This window comes from Rhodococcus sp. AZ1 (assembly GCF_054979605.1).
On sequence record NZ_JBUEQF010000009.1, the window covers coordinates 61784 to 81100 of the forward strand.

Consider the following 19317-nt stretch of genomic DNA (forward strand, 5'->3'; position numbering starts at 1 on the left):
CTCAGATCTGCACCCTCTCAGAAGGACGACAATGAGCCCCTCGATCATCTCGCGCTCCCGGCTGGCGGTCGCCGCCGTGGCCACCCTGTCGGTGCTGGCGCTGACCGCCTGCGGCGGCAACTCCGATCCGCAGTCCTCCGGCGGCGGTCCCAGCTCGGGCACCGGCACCATCGTCGTGGGCTCCGCCGACTTCACCGAGTCGGTGGTCGTCGCACAGATCTACGCGGCCGCCTTGAAGGCCAACGGATTCGACACCAGCACCAAGCTCTCGATCGGAAGCCGCGAGGCCTACGTCCCGGCCGTCAAGGACGGCTCGATCGACCTGGTGCCGGACTACACGGGCAACCTTCTGCAGTACCTCGATCCGAAGGCGACGGCCACGTCGTCGGCAGATGTCGCCGCCGCGCTCCCGGCCGCCCTCGGTTCGTCACTGTCCATCGCAGCGCCTGCGCCGGGAGAGGACAAGGATGCCGTGGTGGTCACCCGCGCCACTGCAGACAAGTGGAACCTGCGCACCATCGAGGATCTGGCGAAGTACTCGGGGCAGATCAAGTTCGGCGGCACGCCGGAGTTCACCGAGCGGGTCGCGGGTCTGCCGGGTCTGAAGTCCGTGTACGGCCTCGACATCTCCCCGTCGAACTACGTCACCATCGCCGACGGCGGTGGGCCGGCCACGGTCAAGGCTCTGGTCGAGGGTCAGGTCGACGCGGCCGACATCTTCACCACCTCCCCCGCGATCGTGAAGAACAACCTCGTCGTCCTCGAGGACCCCAAGAACGTCTTCGCCGCGCAGAACGTGGTGCCGCTGTTCAACACGTCCAAGAAGTCCGACAAGCTGGTCGCCGTTCTCAACGCGATCTCCGGAAAGCTCACCACCGCCGAACTGCTCGACCTGAACGAGCAGGTCTCCGGTGACAGCAAGACCGAGCCCGCAGCCGCAGCGCAGGCATGGGTGGCCAAGCAGGGACTGGACAAGCCGATCTCGTGATCTCGTTCGGGAACGTCACCAAGCGCTACCCGGACGGCACCGTGGCGGTCGACTCGCTGGAGTTGACCATCGAGGCGCAGCAGCTGACCGTGTTCGTCGGTCCGTCGGGCTGCGGCAAGACCACCTCGATGCGGATGATCAACCGGATGATCACGCCCACCTCGGGCACGATCACCGTCGACGGTCGAGACATATCCACCGTCGACCCGGTCCAGCTGAGACTGGGCATCGGGTACGTCATCCAGAGTGGTGGACTGCTCCCGCACCGCACCGTGGTCGACAACGTCGCCACCGTGCCCGTCCTGCAGGGCCGCTCGCGGCGCCAGGCCCGCGCGGACGCGCTCGGCGTGCTCGAGAGGGTGGGTCTGGATCCGGCTCTCGGCTCGCGGTACCCGGCGCAGCTGTCCGGGGGGCAGCAGCAACGCGTCGGTGTTGCGCGGGCCCTGGCCGCCGATCCGCCGATCCTGCTGATGGATGAGCCGTTCAGCGCGGTCGACCCCGTGGTGCGCGAGGAGTTGCAGCGCGAGATGCAGCGCCTGCAGGCCGACCTGCGCAAGACGATCGTCTTCGTCACCCACGACATCGACGAGGCCATCACTCTCGGAGACCGCATCGCGGTGTTCGGCACCGGTGGGCGGCTGCAGCAGTACGACACCCCGCAGGTGGTTCTCGCCTCACCCGCGACAGATTTCGTCGCCGACTTCGTCGGGCGCGATCGTGGCTATCGCGGGCTCTCGTTCCGACCCGGCACCGAGCTGACGATCCACGAGATCCCCCGCTGCACCGCCCACGATCTGGGCACGGTGTCCGCGGACGAGCATTCATGGCTGCTGGTGACCACCGACGACGGTCGACCCGGTGGGTGGCTGACCCGGGCCGGGGTGGCCGCCGTCCGAAGCGGTACACCCATCGAGGAGGTGTCCGTGGCCGGGGGCTCGCTGTACACGCGAGGAGCGGACCTGCGATCGGCCCTCGACGCCGCCATCTCGTCGCCGTCGGGTATCGGTGTGGCCGTCGACGGCGCGGGCCGAGTGGTCGGGGCGGTCCACGCCGACGAGGTGCTCGAGCAGCTTGCACGCCAACGGGCGCAGGAGAGCCCGTGACGTGGCTGATCGACAACTTCGCCGTCGTACGATCGCTCACCGGTGAGCACCTGTACCTCGCGCTGACTCCGCTGCTGGTGGGACTGGTGATCAGCGTCCCGCTCGGGGCGCTCGTGCGCGGCGTCCCGATCCTGCGTCGGCTCACGATGGTCACCGCGGCGGTGCTGTTCACCGTGCCGTCACTGGCACTGTTCGTGATCATCCCGCCGCTCCTGGGCCTGAAGATCCTCGATCCGCTCAACGTGGTGATCGCCCTGTCGGTCTACTCCACCTCTCTGCTGGTGCGGGCAGTACCGGAGGCGTTGGACTCGGTGGCACCGTCGGTGGTCGACGCCGCCCGAGCGATGGGGTTCACCACGGTACGACGAGCGCTGGCCGTGGAACTGCCGCTCGCGCTGCCCGTTCTCGTCGCGGCGGTCCGCGTGGTCGCCGTGACCAACATTTCGCTCGTGTCGGTGGGCTCGCTGATCGGGATCGGCGGCCTGGGTGATCTGTTCCGTCAGGGCTACCAACGCGACTACCCCGACCAGATCCTGGCCGGGATCATCGCGATCGTGGTGCTCGCCCTGCTCTTCGACGGCCTGCTCTACCTCACCGGCCGGGTCCTGACGCCCTGGACCAGGGCGGCGGCGACAACGTGAACATCTTCCGGGGCGCGTTCGAGTACATGAGCACCGCGGCCAACTGGAGTGGTGAGGCCGGCATCGGCGCCCGGCTCGTCGAACATCTCTGGTACTCCGCGCTGGCGGTGCTGATCGCCGCAGCGATCGCGGTGCCCCTCGGGCTGTGGATCGGACACGCACGATCGGGCGAGGCGTTCGTGGTGGGCCTGGTCAACGCCATGCGGGCACTGCCGACGCTGGGGCTGCTCACCCTCCTGGTTCTGCTGATGGGGCTGGGGTTGAAACCGCCGATCATCGCGCTGGTGATCCTGGGCATCCCGCCGATCCTGGCCGGAACGTACTCCGGGGTGTCCAACGTCGAACGCACCGTGGTGGACGCGGCCACGTCGATGGGGATGACCTCCCGCCAGGTGCTGTTCGGCGTCGAGGTGCCCAACGCGCTACCCCTGATCCTCGGCGGTGTTCGCAACGCGACCCTGCAGGTGATCGCCACCGCGACGGTGGCGGCATTCGTCAACCTCGGCGGTCTCGGCCGCTACATCTTCGACGGGCTGGCGCTGTACCGGTACGACCGGGTGATCGTCGGCGCGGTCCTGGTGGCGGCACTGGCCCTGGTGGTCGACGGGCTGCTCGCGTTCGCGGTCTGGCTGTCGGCGCCCGGAACCGGACGGCTGCGGCCCTGGCAACCCGCCACGGCGCGCACCCGGGGCTCTCGTTCGCAGCTGCGTCAGACCACGCCGTCCTGAGCTGCCGCTGCGGCCACCGCCGCAGCGACGGCAGGCGCCACGCGCGGATCGAGCGGGCTCGGCACGATCATGGTGGGCGCGAGATCCTCACCCACGACCGACAGGATCGCCTCGGCGGCTGCGAGCTTCATGGCTTCGGTGATTCGGCGCGCCCCCGCGTCGAGCGCTCCGCGGAACACTCCGGGGAAGGCGAGCACATTGTTGATCTGGTTCGCGAAGTCGCTGCGCCCGGTGGCGACGATCTCTGCGTACCGCGCGGCCACCTCGGGGTGAATTTCGGGATCGGGGTTCGACAGGGCGAACACGATCGACCGCGGGGCCATGGACGCGATGAGGTCCTCGGCGATGGTCCCGGCCGACAGACCGAGGAACACATCCGCCCCGGCGAGTGCCTGCGCGGCGCCGCCGACCAGTCCGCGACGGTTGGTGCGGGCCGCGAGGTCGACCTTGACGTCGGTGAGCCTGTCACGTCCCTGCGAGATGATGCCCTGCGAATCGAGAACGATGACGTCCCCGGCTCCCGCGGCGACCAACATGTTCGCGCACGCGACGCCGGCCGCTCCGGCCCCGGAGATCACCACGGTCAGGTCCGCGATCGCGCGGCCCTGCACCCGGGCGGCGCCCATCAGGGCGGCGAGCACCACGATGGCCGTGCCGTGCTGATCGTCGTGCATCACCGGGCAGTCGAGGGCCTCGATGGCCCGGCGTTCGATCTCGAAGCACCGCGGCGCCGAAATGTCCTCGAGGTTCACCGCACCGAAGCTCGGACGCAGGCGCACCAGCGTCTCGATGATCTCGTCGGGATCCTGGGTGTCGAGTACCAGCGGGATCGAGTTGAGGTCCGCGAACTTCTTGAACAGCGCGGACTTGCCCTCCATGACGGGCAGTGACGCGCGCGCGCCGATGTCGCCGAGTCCGAGCACCGCGGACCCGTCGCTGACCACCACGACCAGCCGTTCGGTCCAGGTGTACTTCTTGGCCAGTGCTGCGTCGTCCGCGATCGCGCGCGAGACCTTCGCGACACCGGGGGTGTAGGCGATGGAGAGATCTCGCTTGGTGTCGATGGGCGCGGTGAGTTCCACGGTGAGCTTGCCGCCCGAGTGGCCGAGGAAGATCTCCTCGTCGGTGATGGTGGTCAGGTCGTCGCTACCCGGACGGTCGGTGGCGGTGCTCACTGGTCGCTCCTGCTGATGAACTGCTGCGTGTTTGTCGGGGAGGGCGGCGGAAAGCGGGATCGCCGCGTCGAGGCGCCACGGCGCCTGAGCGCCTCGGTGAATCCTAGTCCCCCCGCATCTGCTGCCCGATCACGACCACCACTGGGTGTACAGGACCAGCGCGGTGACGACGAGCACCACCGTCGAGGCGATCACCGACGCGAGTGCGGTGCCGCGGTCGGCGCGGCGCTGGGCGAGAAGCGCCACGGCACTGCCGACGACGTGGACCGCCACCGATTGCACCCCCGGCCCCGGGAATCCCCTGGCGGCACCGATCAGAGCCGACGCGAGTACCACGACGGTGAGAACGAGCAGACCCGCGGTCACCACACCGCTGACCGTGCGCACGCGCGCCTACCCTCCCGCCACGAAGCCGCGAACCGAGCTTGCGATCAGCTGCACGGCGATGGCGGCGAGGAGCAGGCCCGCGATGCGGGCGAGAAGTGAGATCCCGCCGACACCGAGGATGCGTATCAGGACCGCGGAGAAGCGCAGAACCAGGAAGAAGATCACGTGGATGGTGACGATGGCGGAGCCGATGGCGAGCAGGGAACCGGCGCTGCCGTCCGACTGGCTGACGTACACGATCACCGCTGCGATGGCTCCGGGTCCGGCCATGATCGGCGTTCCGAGCGGCACCAGCGCCACGTTCACGTCCTCCGTGGCCCCGGTCCGACCCGACTCGGTGCCGGTGAGCAGTTGCAGAGCGATGATGATCAGCAGCAGCCCACCCGCCCCCTGCAGCGCCGGGATCCCGATGTGCAGGTAGCTCAGAATCGCCTGACCACCGATCGCGAACACCGAGATCACCGCCAGCGAGACCAGCGGGGCCTGCAGCGCCGCCCGGTGCCGGACTTCCGGACTCTTGCGTCCGACCAGCGACAGGAACACCGGGATCGCGCCCAGCGGATCCATGATCACGAAGAGCGTGACCACCGCCGTGATGTAGAGGGTCAGGTCGAAACTCATGCCGGTCCTAGGACGGGGACTCCGCTGCCCCGGCGGACGAGCTCGGCGAAGTGCTCGGGCGCGGTGGTGCGCGCCGCGATCGGGGTGCTCTTGTTGACCCCGTGGTAGTCCGAGGATCCGGTCACGATCAACCCGTACCGGTCGGCGAGTGCACGCAGCGCGTCGGCGTCGGCGTCGTCGTGGTCGGGGTGGTCGACCTCGAGCCCACCGATCGACCCCTCGCGCGCGAACTCCTCGATGGCCGCCGTCGCGAGCAGGCGCCCGCGTCGGCGAGCACGCGCGTGGGCGATCACCGCCACGCCCCCGGACTCGGTGATCAGCGCGATCCCGTCCTCGATCGGGGTGTCACGTTTGGCCACGTAGTACCGGCCGCCGGTGCGCAACGGGCCGGCGAACGCCTCGTCCATCGACGCGACGACGCCGCGCTCGATCAGCGCGCGGGCCAGGTGGGGCCGACCCGCCGACGGGCCCGACTCGGCCAGGATCGACTCGACGTCGAGCTCGATCCCGTCGGCACGCAGGTTCAGCGCGATCGCCCGCAGCCGCGTCGCGCGCTCGTCACGCAGGCGCGCCCGCTCGGCAGCGAAGGCGGGGTGCTCGGGGTCGAAGAGGTATCCCAGGACGTGGACGGCCACGGGCGCGCCGTCCTCACCGGGCCCGGTGCAGGAGAGTTCGATCCCGCGAACCAGGGTGAGGGGGCGATCCAGTCGGGCCGTCTGCGCCGCAGCCTCGGCCCATCCCGCGGTGGTGTCGTGATCGGTGATGGCAACCACGTCCACGCCGGCCGCTGCAGCGCCGCGCACCAGTTCGGCCGGGCTGTCGGTGCCGTCCGACGCCGTGGAATGGGTGTGCAGATCGATGATCACCGGGCAAGTGTGTCAGCCGAGCGACGCCACATCCAGCAGACGTACGATCGTCCGGTGCCCTCGCTGAGATCGATGCCGTCGCTGCGTCCCTCGGCGCGCGGGGCGGGTGTGACCATGCCCAAACTGCCCGTTCCCACCGCGCGCGCCATCGTGGACTGCGCGGTGTACGTCGACGGGGTGCGCCTGCCCGGCAAGTTCACCCATGCGGGCGCGCTGGCCGAGGTGCGAACCCGCGGTGCCGGATTCGTGTGGGTGGGCCTGCATGCGCCCGACGAGGGCCAGATGAGCAGCATCGCCGAGAGCTACACGCTGCACGAGCTCATGGTCGAGGACGCCGTGCACGCGCACCAGCGCCCCAAACTCGAGCAGTACGACGACGTGATGTTCCTGGTCCTGCGCACGGTCAACTACGTCGAGCACGAGTCGGTGACCACGGCCAACGAGATCGTCGAGACGGGCGAGATCATGATCTTCGTGGGTCCCGACTTCGTGATCACCGTCCGCCACGGCGAACACTCCGAGCTGGCCGGGGTCCGCAAGAGGCTCGAGCGCTCCCCCGAGCGGCTCGCGCTCGGACCCACCGCGGTGCTGCATGCGATCGCCGACCATGTGGTCGACCGCTACCTCGAGGTGACCGGCAAGCTCGAACGTGATGTCGACGTCATGGAGGGCGAGGTGTTCAGCCCGAACCACCACGTGCCGATCGAACAGATCTACATGCTCAAGCGCGAAGTGGTGGAGTTGCGTCGCGGTGTCACTCCCCTCGCGGTTCCGCTGGCACGGCTGGTGCAGGAGAGCACCTCGACGGTCCCGAAGGCCGTGCGCCGCTACCTGCGCGATGTCGCCGACCACCACACTGCGGTGTCCGAGCGCATCTCCGAGTTCGACGAGGTGCTCTCCACCCTCGTCGACGCGGCGTTGGCGCGCGTGACCATGCAGCAGAACCTGGACATGCGCAAGATCTCGTCGTGGGTGGCCATCGCATCGGTTCCGACGATGGTGGCCGGGATCTACGGGATGAACTTCGACAACATGCCCGAACTGCACTGGACGTACGGGTACCCGATCATCGGCGGTTCGGTGCTGACGGTGTGCGGGCTGCTGTTCGCGACGTTCCGGCGCAACAGCTGGCTCTGACGTTCCGTCGCAACAGCTGGCTGTGACGTTCCGGTGCCGGGTGAACGTCAGCGACCCAGTGCCGCGCTGCCGCGGTGAGGGTCGAGCGGGTCGATGCCGGCCTCGGCCCAGGCCTCGCGCAGTGCGTCGGCGCCGCGGAGGCGCACCATGGCCGCCTCGGTGGCGGTGATGGGCGTGACGGCGAAGAAGTGCACCGGGTCCGCGGGCGGGGTGAGCGGCAGGTCGACGACACCGGAACCGTCACCGATCAGCACCGCGGTGAAGAGCGCACCGGTCCAGAGCGGTTCGCCGAGGTCGATCAGCGCATCGGCGGTGTGGACCACTCCCTCCACCGCGGGCGCGGCGGCGAGGATCGCCAAGCTCACGTGCACTCCCGGTGCGGACCCAGCGATGGCCAGCACCAGTTCCGCGCGCGGTCCGCGGATCGGATCGGCGACGAGGTCGGAGGGGTCGGACATGGGGTGGCGCGCGCATCCGACCGTCGCGTAGCGCACCACCCCGGCCTCGTCGGGCCCGAATCGCAGAATGTCTACGGCCTCGACGCCGAGCAGCGTCACCGAAGCCGACTCCGGCGGGGCGCCGCCGATCTCGGCGCACAGGTGCGCGGTCACCGCCGCCGGGATGTCCTCGTTCATCGCCGTCATCCAACCACCACGACCACGCCCGCCGACTCCCGGGACGGGTAGCGTTTCGCACCGTGGTGTCCGTACTGACCATCTCCGACGAGGTCGTCGGCAGTCTGTGGACCGAGCAGGCGCGCACGCTGGAGGTGGACCTGATCCTCGCAGCGGGCGACCTTCCGTTCGACTACATCGAGTACCTCACCGACACCATCGGAGCACCCTGCGTCTTCGTGCCCGGCAACCACGATCCCGACCTCGCCGACTCGTCGAGGTGGCCGGGGCCGGCGGGTGCCACCAACGCCGACAGACGAATCGTCGGCGCTGCCGGTCTGTCCATCGCCGGGCTCGGCGGCTCGATCCGATACAACACCGGCCCCAATCAGTGGACCGAGCAACAGCAGAAGCGCAGGGCTGCGTCGCTGCTGCGCACGCACACCTGGCACCCGCGGCTGCGCCGCGAGAGGATCGATGTCTTCCTCGCCCACAGTCCTGCGCGCGGCGTCGGGGACGGCGACGACGGCCCGCACCGCGGGTTCGACTGCTTCCACCGGGTTCTCGCCGCGCTCAGCCCGCAGGTGTTCGTGCACGGTCACGTCCACCCGCACGGCACGCGACCGCCGGACCACCACATCGGAGGGACCACCGTGATCAACACCGTCGGCTACGCCCTGCTCGAGATCACTCCGGGAGCGGCAGAGCCCACGATCGGACGGCGGCGCCATGGCGCGTGACACCGGATTTCCCGCCACCGACGCACAGAACGACTTCGCCCGCCAGCGGCGCCGTGCCGAGCTCGCACGCCTGATCGGCTGGCTGCGACGCCAACCCGACGACGTCACGATGATCCTGCCGTTCGACGAGGTGGTGGCCGCACTGGGCAGAACCGGTGAGCGGAGGTTGGGTCTCGAGGTGATCCGCGTGGAGTCGATCGTCGGGAGCGTCGACCGCACCCGGGACTTCGACCGGTACTTCCGGCCGACCTCCACGCGCACCCGCGAGCGCTGGCAGCGTCTGGCAACGGCATGGCGTCGGGGTGAGTCGATGCCTCCGATCGAGGTCTATCGCGTGGGTTCGATGCACTTCGTGATCGACGGCCATCACCGCGTCTCGATCGCGTTCGCGATGCACCACACGACCATCGAGGCGTACGTCACCGAGATCACCACCCGCATAGCTCCGGACGGCATCTCCACTCGCGGAGATCTCGTGGTCAAGGATCATCGTCGACTGTTCCTGACCCGGGTTCCGCTGGTGGGACGAGCGCGAGAGGCGATCGAGTTCACCGACCCGTGGCAGTATTCCGAACTCAGCGAGGCCGTCGAGGCGTGGGGCTTCCGGTTGATGCAGGAGACCGGTGAGTTCGTCGATCGACCCACGGTGGCGCGCCGATGGTTCGGTGAGGAGTTCCTCCCGGTGGTTCGTATGGTGCGCTCGATGGGTGGGATGATGACCCGCCACACCGACGCCGAGGCCTTCCTGTGGGTGGCACGCGAGCGTTACCGCCTGGTGCGCAGCCACACTTGGAACGACGAGATCATGGCGCAGCTTCGCTCGGCAGCCCCGCAGTGACAGGGCCCCGCTGCCGCCGGGACTAGAGAGCCAGCCTGGCGAGCAGGTCGCGCGCCTTCTCGGCGGACTTCGGCTCGCACAGAACGTCGTACCGGCCGGCCACGAGTTGCATCGTCGAGGCGAAGTCGCGCTGCCCACGGGTGGCGGCGTAGGGAATCGACGCCGAGATCAGGCCGAAGATGATGCCGCCGATCATGCCGACCAGCAACGCCCCGGCAAGGCTGGTGCTGGTGATGATGGAGAGCAGCAGGCCAATGAAGATGCCGAACCACGCACCCGAGACGATGCCGCCACCGATGACCTTCGGCCATGTCAGTCGCCCGAGGACACGCTCGACCTGCATCAGGTCGACCCCGACGATGGTGACGTCCTCCACCGTGAACTCCTGATCGGACAGGTAGTCGACGGCCCGCTGCGCCTCCTCGTACGTCGGGTAGGAGCCGATGGGCCACCCCGAGGGCGGGGTGGGCAGTCCACTGGGCTGATTGGTGCGGGCCATGGGGTTCGTCATGGGACCATTGTGCCCGTTCGGCCGGGTCGCCAACCAGCAGTCGCCGACGCCGAACTGCGGCGGGCTACTGTGCTTGCATGGCGGCAGTGACCAAGGTCTTCGCGGCGAGGCTCGCGGGCCTGGCCGTTCTGGGCCCCGACGGTGAGTCGATGGGCCGGGTTCGCGACATCGTCGTCACGGTGCGCGTCGGTCGCCTGCAACCGAGGGTGCTGGGTCTGGTGCTCGAATTGGCCACGCGGCGAAAGATTTTCGTACCGATGCTGCGCGTGACCGCCATCGAGCCCAACGCGGTGACGCTGACCACCGGCAACATCAGTATGCGCCGATTCGTCCAGCGCCCCGGCGAGGTCCTGGCCCTCGCGCAGGTGCTGGACTCGAAGGTCCGCACCGACGACCCCGCCACACCGGAGCTGCACGACATCGACTCCATCGTGGTCGATCTCGGCCTCGAGCAGACCCGCACGCGGGACTGGGTCGTCTCACGAGTGGCCGTTCGCCCGCAGCGGGCACGACTGGGTCGGCGCGGGGCCCTTCAGGTGATCGACTGGCAGCACATCCAGGGTCTGACCCAGACGGAGTTGTCGATGCCGGGTCAGGGTGTCTCGCAACTCCTGCAGCAGATCGAGGGCATGCGCCCCGCCGATGTGGCCGATCAGCTTCGCGATCTGCCCGACAAGCGACGACTCGAGGTGATGTTCGCGCTCGACGACCAGCGGCTCGCCGACGTGGTTCAGGAACTTCCCGACGACGATCAGATCGACCTGCTCAAGCATCTCGAACTCGAGCGGGCCGCCGACGTGCTCGAGGCGATGGACCCGGACGACGCTGCGGACCTGCTGGGCGAGTTGCCCGACTCGGAGGCGGAATCGCTTCTGCAGCTGATGGATCCGCAGGACTCGGAGCCGGTGCGTCGCCTGCTCGAGCACTCCCCCGACACCGCCGGTGGTCTGATGACACCCGAGCCGGTGGTCCTGTCGGCGTCGGCGACGGTGGCCGAGGCCCTGGCACGCGCACGGAACCCCGATCTGACCCCCGCGCTGGCGTCGCTGGTGTTCGTGGTGCGTCCGCCCACCGCGACACCCACCGGTCGCTACCTCGGCTGCGTGCACCTACAGCAGTTGCTGCGCGAGCCGCCCGCCGCGCTGGTGGGCGGGATCATCGACTCCACGATGACCCGCCTCTCGCCCGACGACTCATTGGCCGCGGTCACCCGGTACTTCGCCGCCTACAACCTCGTGTGCGGCCCCGTCGTCGACGACGAGGACCACCTGCTCGGCGCGGTCACCGTCGACGACGTGCTCGATCACCTCCTGCCCGACGACTGGCGCGAGCAGGAGCACGTGGGACATGACTGACAAGTCCGCGCTCGCATCGTCGCGCAGTCGCCTCGACGTTCCCCGCGGTTCGCGCCGCCTTCGGCTCGACATCGACATCGAGGCTCTGGGCCGGATCGGCGAGCGTATCGCCCGTTTCCTCGGCACCGGTCGCTATCTGATCATTCAGACGGTCGTGGTGATCGTGTGGATTGCGCTGAACGTGTTCGCGGTGAGCCTGCGGTGGGATCCGTACCCGTTCATCCTGCTCAATCTCGCGTTCTCCACGCAGGCGGCGTACGCGGCGCCGCTGATCCTGCTCGCGCAGAACCGGCAGGACGATCGGGACCGGGTCTCGCTCGAGGAGGACCGCACCCGCGCCGCCCAAACCAAGGCGGACACCGAGTTCCTCGCCCGCGAACTCGCTGCGCTGCGGATCGCGGTCGGTGAGGTGGCCACCAGGGACTACCTGCGGCGTGAGCTGGACGACCTGATGGACGACATTCGCGCAGCCGTGGCAGACCCGGCCGGCGGCCCTGCCGAGAGCGAGACCAAGTCGCGGAAGAAGGCCCGCAAGAAGCCTGTCGACGAGCGGAGCACCGACGATTCTGATCACGGGTAGATAACGGAAAAGTCTCTTTTCGGGTAGTCTTGTGATGTTCCCGAGACATCACGGTCCGCAGACGCCGGACCCGAGGAGGTTCCGCCAGCGTGGGTCGGCATCGGAAGAAATCGAACTCCGTGGTCAAGCGGTCGTCCGTGATTGCTCTGACCGGCCTCGTTCCCGCCGGAGTCGTCACCGTCGCCGCTGCGGCGGGGGCCGACGTACCACTCGTGGGCACCGTGGCCACGGCCCACGAGTCCACCCTCACCGCGAGCCCGACCACGCCCGAGCCGTCGACCCCCACGTCCGTCGCTCCCGCGGCCGCACCTGCTGCCCCGCCGGCGCCCCCACCTCCGCCGCCACCTCCACCCATCCCGGCACTGCCCCCCAGCGTCGCGGCAGGCGCTCTCGGCGTTCCCGGGATCAACGTTGCGGCGTACAAGAACGCCGAGTCGATGCTCGCGGTCTCCAATCCCGGCTGCGGGATGTCGTGGGCGTTGCTCGCGGGTATCGGCCGCGTCGAGTCCACGCACGCCGACGACGGGAAGGCCGGACCCGACGGCACGCTCTACGAGCCGATCCTCGGACCCGTGCTCGACGGCAGCCTGGCGGGCAACAACGTCATCACCGACACCGACGGCGGTGCACTCGACGGCAACTCGTCGTACGACCGTGCAGTGGGGCCCATGCAGTTCCTGCCCGAAACCTGGAAGCGCTACGCAACCGACGGCAACGGCGACGGCAAGGCCGACCCGCAGAACCTCTTCGACAGTGCCGTCACCACCGGCAAGTACCTCTGCGACGGCAACCTCGACATGCGCGATCCCGTTCAGGCCGGCCGCGCGATCCTGCGCTACAACAACTCCGCGGCATACGTGGCCAACGTCCTCGCGTGGTCGGTCGGATACGCCACCGGCATCGCCCCTACCGCTGCGGACCTGCCCCGAATCCACTGATCGCCGCCGCAGCAGGTGGCTCGGGTACCGAGCGAATCGGGCGCACATAGGATCGTCGGTATGCCCGCGCCCACCGAATCCGATATCCGCGCCGCCCTCGCCCGCGTCGACGACCCCGAGATTCGCAAGCCCATCACCGAACTCGGGATGGTCAAGAGCGTCACGCTCGCCGAGGACTTCTCCGTCGACATCGAGATCTATCTGACCACCTCCGGGTGTCCGTTGCGCACCGAGATCATCGATCGCATCACCCGCGCCGTCGCCGACGTGGCCGGCGTGGGGGCCGTTCGCGTGGAGTTGGACGTGATGAACGACGAGCAGCGCACAGCGCTGCGCAAGTCGCTGCGCGGCGACTCCGCGGAACCGGTGATCCCGTTCGCGCAGCCCGGATCATTGACCCGCGTGTACGCCGTCGCCTCCGGCAAGGGCGGGGTGGGCAAGTCCTCGGTGACGGTCAACCTCGCCGCCGCGATGGCCGCGAAGGGCCTCTCGGTGGGCGTGCTCGACGCCGACATCTACGGCCACTCCGTCCCCCGCATGCTCGGCACGGACGCCGTGCCCACCCAGGTCGAGCGCATGATCATGCCGCCGGTGGCACACGAGGTGAAGATGATCTCCATCGCACAGTTCACCAAGGGCAACACCCCGGTGGTCTGGCGCGGGCCGATGCTGCACCGCGCGTTGCAGCAGTTCCTGGCGGACGTGTTCTGGGGCGATCTGGACGTGTTGCTGCTCGACCTGCCACCCGGAACCGGTGACGTGGCCATCTCGGTGGCACAGCTGATCCCCGGCGCCGAGATCCTGGTGGTCACCACACCTCAGCAGGCCGCCGCCGAGGTCGCCGAGCGGGCGGGCGCGATCGCCCTGCAGACCCGGCAGCGTCTGGCCGGGGTGGTGGAGAACATGTCGTGGCTCGAACTGCCCGACGGCACGCGCATGGAGGTCTTCGGCAGCGGCGGCGGTCAGGCCGTGGCGGACCGCCTCAGCACCGCCGTCGGGGCACCGGTGCCCCTCCTCGGTCGAATCCCGCTCGATACCGCGGTGCGCGAGGCTGGCGACGTGGGAGTACCGATCGTGCTCTCGGCGCCGGACTCACCGGCCGGTGCGGAACTGCGTTCGATCGCGACCGCCCTGTCCACCCGTAGCCGCGGATTGGTGGGGATGTCCCTGGGTATCGACACCACCCGTCACCTCTGACGCGGCGAGTTCGAGCTCAGGTGGCGTCGGAATCGATGGGCGGAACACCCGACGTCGACGCGGGCTTGGTCATATCCGGCGGCCCGGCAGCAGCCGACCCCGGCCCACCGGGGCTCTGCGGCTTCTCGACACCCTGCGGCTTGTCGAGACGCTGAGGCTTGTCGAAGCTCAGCGCCTTGTCGAAGCCCTGAGGCTTGTCGAAGCTCCTGAGCAGGGAGTCGTCGCCGTCGAGCAGATGCTTGGTGATCACCGACCGAGGCGTCATCCCGCGCAGCTGATTGAGGTCAGCGAGCGGCTTGCGCAGATCTTCGAACTCCGGCCCGAGTTCGTCCTTGAGCTGGGCGCTGGCGCCGCTCGCGTAGTCGCGTACCTGGCGCAGAGTTCTCGTGGTCCAGCTGACCGCTCCGGGCAGTCGCTCTGGACCCAGGATGACCAGGGCGGCCACGAGGAGCACCACCATCTCGCCCCAGCCGATGTTGCCGAACATCTCTCGAGCCTACCGCCAACTCGACACGGCGGTCAGTCCGAGACCGTGGTCACGGTGACGTCGACGGGCCTACCCGAGCGCACCAGTTTCACCGTCACCGTTGCGCCGATGTCCTGCTCCTGCACCGCGACGGTCAACTCGTCGGCGCTCTCGACGGTGCGGTCGCCCACCCCCACGATCACGTCGCCCTCCACGATCCCGGCCTGCTGGGCGGGTCCGCCCGCGATGACGTTGGCCACCTCGGCGCCGCTGGTGGCGTCGTTGACCACCGATCGCGCGTTGACGCCGATGTCGGCGTGACGCATGCGGCCGTCACGGATCAACGACTTCGCGACGCGAGTGACGGTGTCGATGGGGATGGCGAAGCCCAGGCCCACCGACCCTCCACTCTCACTGCGGATCGCCGAGTTGATGCCGATCACGCGGCCGGACATGTCGATGAGCGGCCCACCGGAGTTACCGGGATTGATCGCGGCGTCGGTCTGCACGGCGTCGATCACCGCGTCGGTGTCGGTTCCCTCACCGGACAGGCTCACCGGCCGATCCAGCGCGCTGACGATGCCGCTGGTGACGGTCTCGCTCAGACCCAACGGCGAGCCGACGGCCACCACGGGATCGCCCACACGCACGTCGCCGGACCTGCCGAGTTGCGACACCGTGAGTCCGGTGACATCGGTCTTGACCACCGCGAGGTCGGTCTTGGTGTCGCGGCCGACGATGCGCACGGGAACCTTGGTGCCGTCGGAGAAGGTCACCTTCAGCACGGCCTGAGGGTTGGTGGCGGCCATGGAGATCACGTGGTTGTTGGTGACGATGTAGCCGGCGCCGTCGATCACGACGCCCGATCCGGTCTCGGCGTTGTCACCGAACGTGGTCTGCACCGAGACCACCGACGGAAGAACGGCCTTCGCGACCGTGGCGACCTGCCCCTCGGGTACCTGCCCGCCGCCCTGGGCAAGCGTGACACGTGAGCTGGTCAGGGAGCGGAACGACTCCCCGAGGTAGCTGCCGACCACACCACCGAGCAGCGCGATGATCGCGGCGATCGCGGCCAGGGTCGCCAGGGCGCGGGGGGCGACGCGGCGACCGAAGAGCACCTCTCGTACGCCGAGACTGGAGCCGCGCACGAGCTCGGGCTCGGGGTCGGGGGCGAGCGCAGGTGACGCCAGGTGTGCGGGCGCGGACGGATCACGCCACGGGTTCTCCGGCGCGGCCTCGACCACCTCCGCAACCGGTTCCGGAACACGGACCAGTGACTCGGCGACGCCGGGTGGGCGGCCGTACGCCTCGGCGAGGACGGGATCGGGAGGGCGGACGACGACGCCCGGTGCGGGCACGGACCGGTCGGCGACGTCACCGAACGAGGTCTGCACACCTTGCGGACGACCGAACGCACGCGAGGTGGACTCGTCGATGGTGGGCCGATGCAGCGGGCGCGGGGGCAGCCGTGGTGCGAGCGGCTGCTCGGTCTCGTTCTGGCTCACCTGCTCGACGTTACCTACGGCGCAGTCGTGAGGTCACCGCAGAGCCCAGGTCGGAGATCGACTGGGCCCGCGCGAAAGGTCCACGTGACCCCGGCGACGGGGCGGGACCGGCGGGCGGCGTGCAGTGCGGGATCTGCGAGAGCAACCCGACGAGCGTGTGCGGCATGGTGACCTCACCGGCAGTTCTCAGCGCGGCACGTGCCTGCATCTGAGCGTCCACCTCGGCGGCGCACGACGGGCACAGAGACAGGTGATGCGATGCGCGCAGATACGCGTTCATGCGCAGCTCGCCGTCGACGTACGCGGCAACGGCCTCGCTCGCGAGGTGCTCGGTGGGACTGAAGCGACGCGGTCGGTCGGCGCTGGTCATCCACACCTCCTGTGGTCGGCAGGCGCCGCGGGTATCGACGCCGACGTCGAATCTACCCGTGATCGTGCGCCTGCGGGGCGCCTGATTCACCGTGCGGCGAAGGACGCGAGGTCCTGCACACCCTGGTGTGCGGCGAGGTGGTCCCGCAGGGCCTGCCGGCCGCGATGTATCCGGCTGCGCACGGTGCCGAGCTTGACGCCGAGGGTTGCCCCGATCTCCTCGTAGGACAGCCCTTCGATATCACACAGGACCACCGCCGCGCGGAACTCGGGCGCCAGTGAGTCCAGGGCCGACTGCAACTGCGGGTCCAGCCGCGCGTCGTGGTAGATCTGCTCGGGATCGGGATTGTCGGAGGGCACGCGGTCGTAGTCCTCGGGCAGCGCCTCCATGCGGATGCGGCTGCGACGGCGAACCATGTCGAGGAAGAGGTTGGTGGTGATGCGGTGCAGCCATCCCTCGAAGGTGCCGGGTCGGTAGTTCTGCAGCGAGCGGAAGACCCGGATGAACGTGTCCTGAGTGATGTCCTCGGCGTCCTGCGCATTGCCCGAGAGTCGGTACGCGAGCCGGTACACGCGATCACCGTGTTCACGAACCAGTTCGTCCCACGTCGGCATGGCCTCGAGGTCGCCGGTCGCGTCGAAGACTGCGGTGCCGGACATCTCGGCAGGAGCGTCGAGGGCCGGTCGGGCGAGTTCGGTGTGGGCACGGGTGGTGGTGATCATGGGGATCGTTCAATCCTCCTTCTCGGGACCGTGCAAACACGTCGTGGCGCAAGCACGTAGTGGTCCGCCTACCCGGACACCATCTGGTCGTGACACCAGGTGTTCGGAGCAACCGGCGGGATCCGCGGTTTGTTCCGCTCGTCCCGACCACTGCGGCGCGATCGGCACGGTCGTCGATCTCGCGATGAGACGAGTGTTTCCGATGGGTGTGTGGCGCTCGTGTGAGGAAGCTGAGCACGGGCTGAGAATTCATCCGATAGCCTTCCCGTCGTGTCGACCGCCGCCGAGAAACTGCTGTCCTACGTCGAGAGTTCGGTCGTCGAGGACGAGATCGTGCTCGGTGCCCGCGAGCGGGCCACCGATCTCGGCGCGGCGCCGATCCCGGCGTCGGTCGGGGCGTTCCTCAGCGTCGTGGCGCAGATGTCGGGCGCCCGCACCGTCGTCGAGGTGGGCACAGGCGCCGGAGTTTCCGGGCTGTGGCTGCTCGACGGCATGACCGCGGACGGCGTACTGACCACCATCGACACCGATCCCGAGCATCAGCGTGCCGCCCGCGAGGCGTTCCGCAGCGCCGACATCGCCCCGTCGCGCACACGGCTGATCAACGGCCGCGCCGCCGATGTGCTGACACGGCTCGCGGACGGCGGGTACGACCTGATCTTCGTCGACGCCGCACCTCGCGAGCACCCGACCTTCGTGAGCGAGGCCGTGCGATTGCTCCGGCCGGGCGGCACCCTGGTGATCCACAACGCACTGCTGTCCGGGCGTGTGGCCGATGTCGACGCGGGCGACGAGACGACGGCCGCGGTGCGCGCGGCCGCACGCGCGATCGCAGAGGACCCTCGACTCACGCCCGTGCTGGTGCCCCTCGGCGACGGGCTGCTGTGCGCCGCGCGAGCGCACGGGTAGCTATCGGCTCTCCCCGATCAGGGCGCTGGTGAGGGTGCGCAGATCCGCAGCCCTCATCCCCGGGTAGCCGTGCAGAGCGTCCTGCCAGTGACCGGGAACGGCGCCGGCGCCCCACCGGGCACCGAGCAAACCTCCTGCGATGGCAGCGGTGGTGTCGGTGTCACCGCCCGCTCGCACGCATGCCTCCAGCGCAGCGGGCAGGGTCGCCGCGCCGTTCTCGGGTGTGGTGGTGATGGCCCACCAGGCGGTCTGCAGGGCGTGCACCACCCAGCCGTTCTTGGCGAAGTCCACGGGTGAGCCGGTGCGCGCCCGATGCAGGAGCGGTGACCAGAAATCAGCGACATCCGGCGGGGCCTGATCGAGGTACAGATCGACGCCGTCGTACGTGCCGTGCAGGACGGCGTGACGGATCGCCGACGACCACAGTGCGCACGCCTGACCTGCCTGCGGGTCCGCGTGGGTGAGGGCGCTGACGGACTCGGCGGTGCGCCGGCAGGCGTCGGCGTCGCCCAGATGGGCCAACGCCACCGGTGCAGTGCGCATGAGCGAGCCGTTCCCGCCGGTGAGTCCGGTGAGCGAGGCCGCGACGGCGGTCATGTCCTGCGCGGACGCACTCCGGCGTGTGAGGACCGACCGCGTCTGCATGCCGATGTCGGCAGGAGCAGTGTCGTACCAGGCCACGAAATGCGCAGCGACGCCGTCGAGTCCGGCTCCCTCGGCCAACCCCCGTGCCACGCACGTGGCCATCGCGGTGTCGTCGGTCCACTCCCCCGGACGCCAGTTGAACGGGCCGCCGCCGATCATGGCGATGGGGGTGTCGGCGCTCGGGTGGGTGAACTCGTATCCCGCGCCGAGTGCGTCCCCGGCCGCGGTGCCCAGCAACACCCCGTGGGCGCGGTCGAGCTGCTCGGTGGACAGGTTCATCA

General features: G+C 69.1%; 23 protein-coding genes. 12 read left to right on the forward strand and 11 right to left on the reverse strand.

From position 1 onward, the window contains the following. Window positions 1-31: 31 nt before the first annotated feature. From ACY48E_RS12565 to ACY48E_RS12580, 4 genes are read left to right on the forward strand one after another with little or no spacing between them, the layout of a single operon-like run. Complete coding sequence (locus ACY48E_RS12565) at window positions 32-988, forward strand: ABC transporter substrate-binding protein (RefSeq protein ID WP_462872533.1); 957 nt, start codon at window positions 32-34, stop codon at window positions 986-988. Then, a complete protein-coding gene (locus ACY48E_RS12570; RefSeq protein ID WP_462872534.1) occupies window positions 985-2091 on the forward strand; it encodes an ABC transporter ATP-binding protein in 1107 nt (368 codons plus the stop codon). The genes ACY48E_RS12565 and ACY48E_RS12570 overlap by 4 nt, the downstream gene beginning before the upstream one ends. Further along, the gene (locus ACY48E_RS12575) at window positions 2088-2732 is read left to right on the forward strand and encodes an ABC transporter permease (RefSeq protein WP_462872535.1); all 645 of its coding nucleotides are present in this window, start codon (window positions 2088-2090) and stop codon (window positions 2730-2732) included. The genes ACY48E_RS12570 and ACY48E_RS12575 overlap by 4 nt, the downstream gene beginning before the upstream one ends. Next, window positions 2729-3460 (forward strand): ABC transporter permease, encoded by a 732-nt coding sequence (locus ACY48E_RS12580; protein ID WP_462872536.1) that lies wholly within the window; start codon window positions 2729-2731, stop codon window positions 3458-3460. Before ACY48E_RS12575 ends, ACY48E_RS12580 begins: the two co-directional genes overlap by 4 nt. Here ACY48E_RS12580 and ACY48E_RS12585 read toward each other — a convergent pair. The 4 genes from ACY48E_RS12585 to ACY48E_RS12600 all read right to left on the reverse strand — a co-directional run bounded on the left by ACY48E_RS12585 (window position 3442) and on the right by ACY48E_RS12600 (window position 6509). Continuing rightward, the gene (locus tag ACY48E_RS12585) at window positions 3442-4635 is read right to left on the reverse strand and encodes an NAD(P)-dependent malic enzyme (protein WP_462872537.1); all 1194 of its coding nucleotides are present in this window, start codon (window positions 4633-4635) and stop codon (window positions 3442-3444) included. The genes ACY48E_RS12580 and ACY48E_RS12585 overlap by 19 nt on opposite strands. A 129-nt stretch (window positions 4636-4764) precedes the next feature. Beyond that, the gene (locus tag ACY48E_RS12590) at window positions 4765-5022 is read right to left on the reverse strand and encodes a hypothetical protein (protein WP_462872538.1); all 258 of its coding nucleotides are present in this window, start codon (window positions 5020-5022) and stop codon (window positions 4765-4767) included. 6 nt (window positions 5023-5028) lie between these two features. Next, window positions 5029-5643, reverse strand: a complete 615-nt coding sequence (locus tag ACY48E_RS12595) for a MarC family protein (RefSeq protein WP_462872539.1) — start codon at window positions 5641-5643, stop codon at window positions 5029-5031. After that, window positions 5640-6509, reverse strand: a complete 870-nt coding sequence (locus tag ACY48E_RS12600; protein WP_462872540.1) for a PHP domain-containing protein — start codon at window positions 6507-6509, stop codon at window positions 5640-5642. Before ACY48E_RS12600 ends, ACY48E_RS12595 begins: the two co-directional genes overlap by 4 nt. 72 nt (window positions 6510-6581) lie before the next feature. Between ACY48E_RS12600 and ACY48E_RS12605 the strand changes: the two genes are divergently transcribed. After that, window positions 6582-7646: a magnesium and cobalt transport protein CorA gene (locus ACY48E_RS12605; protein ID WP_462872642.1), complete on the forward strand. Its 1065-nt coding sequence runs from the start codon at window positions 6582-6584 to the stop codon at window positions 7644-7646. 47 nt (window positions 7647-7693) lie between these two features. Here the strand turns inward: ACY48E_RS12605 and ACY48E_RS12610 are convergent, their stop codons facing one another. Continuing rightward, window positions 7694-8281 (reverse strand): suppressor of fused domain protein, encoded by a 588-nt coding sequence (locus tag ACY48E_RS12610; RefSeq protein ID WP_462872643.1) that lies wholly within the window; start codon window positions 8279-8281, stop codon window positions 7694-7696. A gap of 62 nt (window positions 8282-8343) precedes the next feature. Here ACY48E_RS12610 and ACY48E_RS12615 point away from each other — a divergent pair, with 62 nt between their 5' ends. Both ACY48E_RS12615 and ACY48E_RS12620 read left to right on the forward strand, forming a co-directional pair. Beyond that, the gene (locus ACY48E_RS12615; protein ID WP_462872541.1) at window positions 8344-9000 is read left to right on the forward strand and encodes a metallophosphoesterase family protein; all 657 of its coding nucleotides are present in this window, start codon (window positions 8344-8346) and stop codon (window positions 8998-9000) included. After that, entirely contained in the window at window positions 8990-9838 is an 849-nt protein-coding gene (locus tag ACY48E_RS12620) for a chromosome partitioning protein ParB (RefSeq protein WP_462872542.1), read from the forward strand. Before ACY48E_RS12615 ends, ACY48E_RS12620 begins: the two co-directional genes overlap by 11 nt. Window positions 9839-9860: 22 nt before the next feature. Here ACY48E_RS12620 and ACY48E_RS12625 read toward each other — a convergent pair whose 3' ends face one another. Then, complete coding sequence (locus tag ACY48E_RS12625) at window positions 9861-10349, reverse strand: YflT domain-containing protein (protein WP_462872543.1); 489 nt, start codon at window positions 10347-10349, stop codon at window positions 9861-9863. A gap of 77 nt (window positions 10350-10426) precedes the next feature. On the opposite strand from ACY48E_RS12625, the gene ACY48E_RS12630 reads away from it, so the two are divergent. The 4 genes from ACY48E_RS12630 (at window position 10427) to ACY48E_RS12645 (ending at window position 14419) form a co-directional block, all read left to right on the forward strand. Further along, window positions 10427-11704 (forward strand): magnesium transporter MgtE N-terminal domain-containing protein, encoded by a 1278-nt coding sequence (locus ACY48E_RS12630; RefSeq protein ID WP_462872544.1) that lies wholly within the window; start codon window positions 10427-10429, stop codon window positions 11702-11704. Continuing rightward, window positions 11697-12284, forward strand: coding sequence for a DUF1003 domain-containing protein (locus tag ACY48E_RS12635; protein ID WP_462872545.1), 588 nt, complete (start codon window positions 11697-11699; stop codon window positions 12282-12284). The genes ACY48E_RS12630 and ACY48E_RS12635 overlap by 8 nt, the downstream gene beginning before the upstream one ends. A gap of 89 nt (window positions 12285-12373) precedes the next feature. Next, on the forward strand, window positions 12374-13222 hold the full coding sequence (locus ACY48E_RS12640; RefSeq protein ID WP_462872546.1) for a lytic transglycosylase domain-containing protein: 849 nt from the start codon (window positions 12374-12376) through the stop codon (window positions 13220-13222). Window positions 13223-13282: 60 nt separating this feature from the next. Next, window positions 13283-14419 carry an Mrp/NBP35 family ATP-binding protein gene (locus ACY48E_RS12645; RefSeq protein WP_462872548.1) on the forward strand — a complete coding sequence of 379 codons (1137 nt, stop codon included), beginning with the start codon at window positions 13283-13285 and terminating at the stop codon, window positions 14417-14419. 16 nt (window positions 14420-14435) lie between these two features. Here ACY48E_RS12645 and tatB read toward each other — a convergent pair whose 3' ends face one another. The 4 genes from tatB to sigE all read right to left on the reverse strand — a co-directional run bounded on the left by tatB (window position 14436) and on the right by sigE (window position 17482). Further along, on the reverse strand, window positions 14436-14906 hold the full coding sequence (tatB, locus tag ACY48E_RS12650) for a Sec-independent protein translocase protein TatB (RefSeq protein ID WP_462872549.1): 471 nt from the start codon (window positions 14904-14906) through the stop codon (window positions 14436-14438). Between the two features lie 32 nt (window positions 14907-14938). Then, a complete protein-coding gene (locus ACY48E_RS12655) occupies window positions 14939-16390 on the reverse strand; it encodes a S1C family serine protease (protein WP_462872550.1) in 1452 nt (483 codons plus the stop codon). 10 nt (window positions 16391-16400) lie between these two features. Next, window positions 16401-16760, reverse strand: a complete 360-nt coding sequence (locus ACY48E_RS12660; protein WP_462872551.1) for a hypothetical protein — start codon at window positions 16758-16760, stop codon at window positions 16401-16403. Window positions 16761-16846: 86 nt separating this feature from the next. Beyond that, window positions 16847-17482 carry an RNA polymerase sigma factor SigE gene (sigE, locus tag ACY48E_RS12665; RefSeq protein ID WP_462872552.1) on the reverse strand — a complete coding sequence of 212 codons (636 nt, stop codon included), beginning with the start codon at window positions 17480-17482 and terminating at the stop codon, window positions 16847-16849. Window positions 17483-17752: 270 nt separating this feature from the next. Here sigE and ACY48E_RS12670 point away from each other — a divergent pair, with 270 nt between their 5' ends. Further along, window positions 17753-18391 carry an O-methyltransferase gene (locus tag ACY48E_RS12670; protein WP_462872553.1) on the forward strand — a complete coding sequence of 213 codons (639 nt, stop codon included), beginning with the start codon at window positions 17753-17755 and terminating at the stop codon, window positions 18389-18391. On the opposite strand, the gene ACY48E_RS12675 is transcribed toward ACY48E_RS12670, so the two are convergent. Beyond that, entirely contained in the window at window positions 18392-19315 is a 924-nt protein-coding gene (locus tag ACY48E_RS12675) for an ADP-ribosylglycohydrolase family protein (RefSeq protein ID WP_462872554.1), read from the reverse strand. It abuts the gene before it with no gap. Window positions 19316-19317 lie beyond the last annotated feature (2 nt).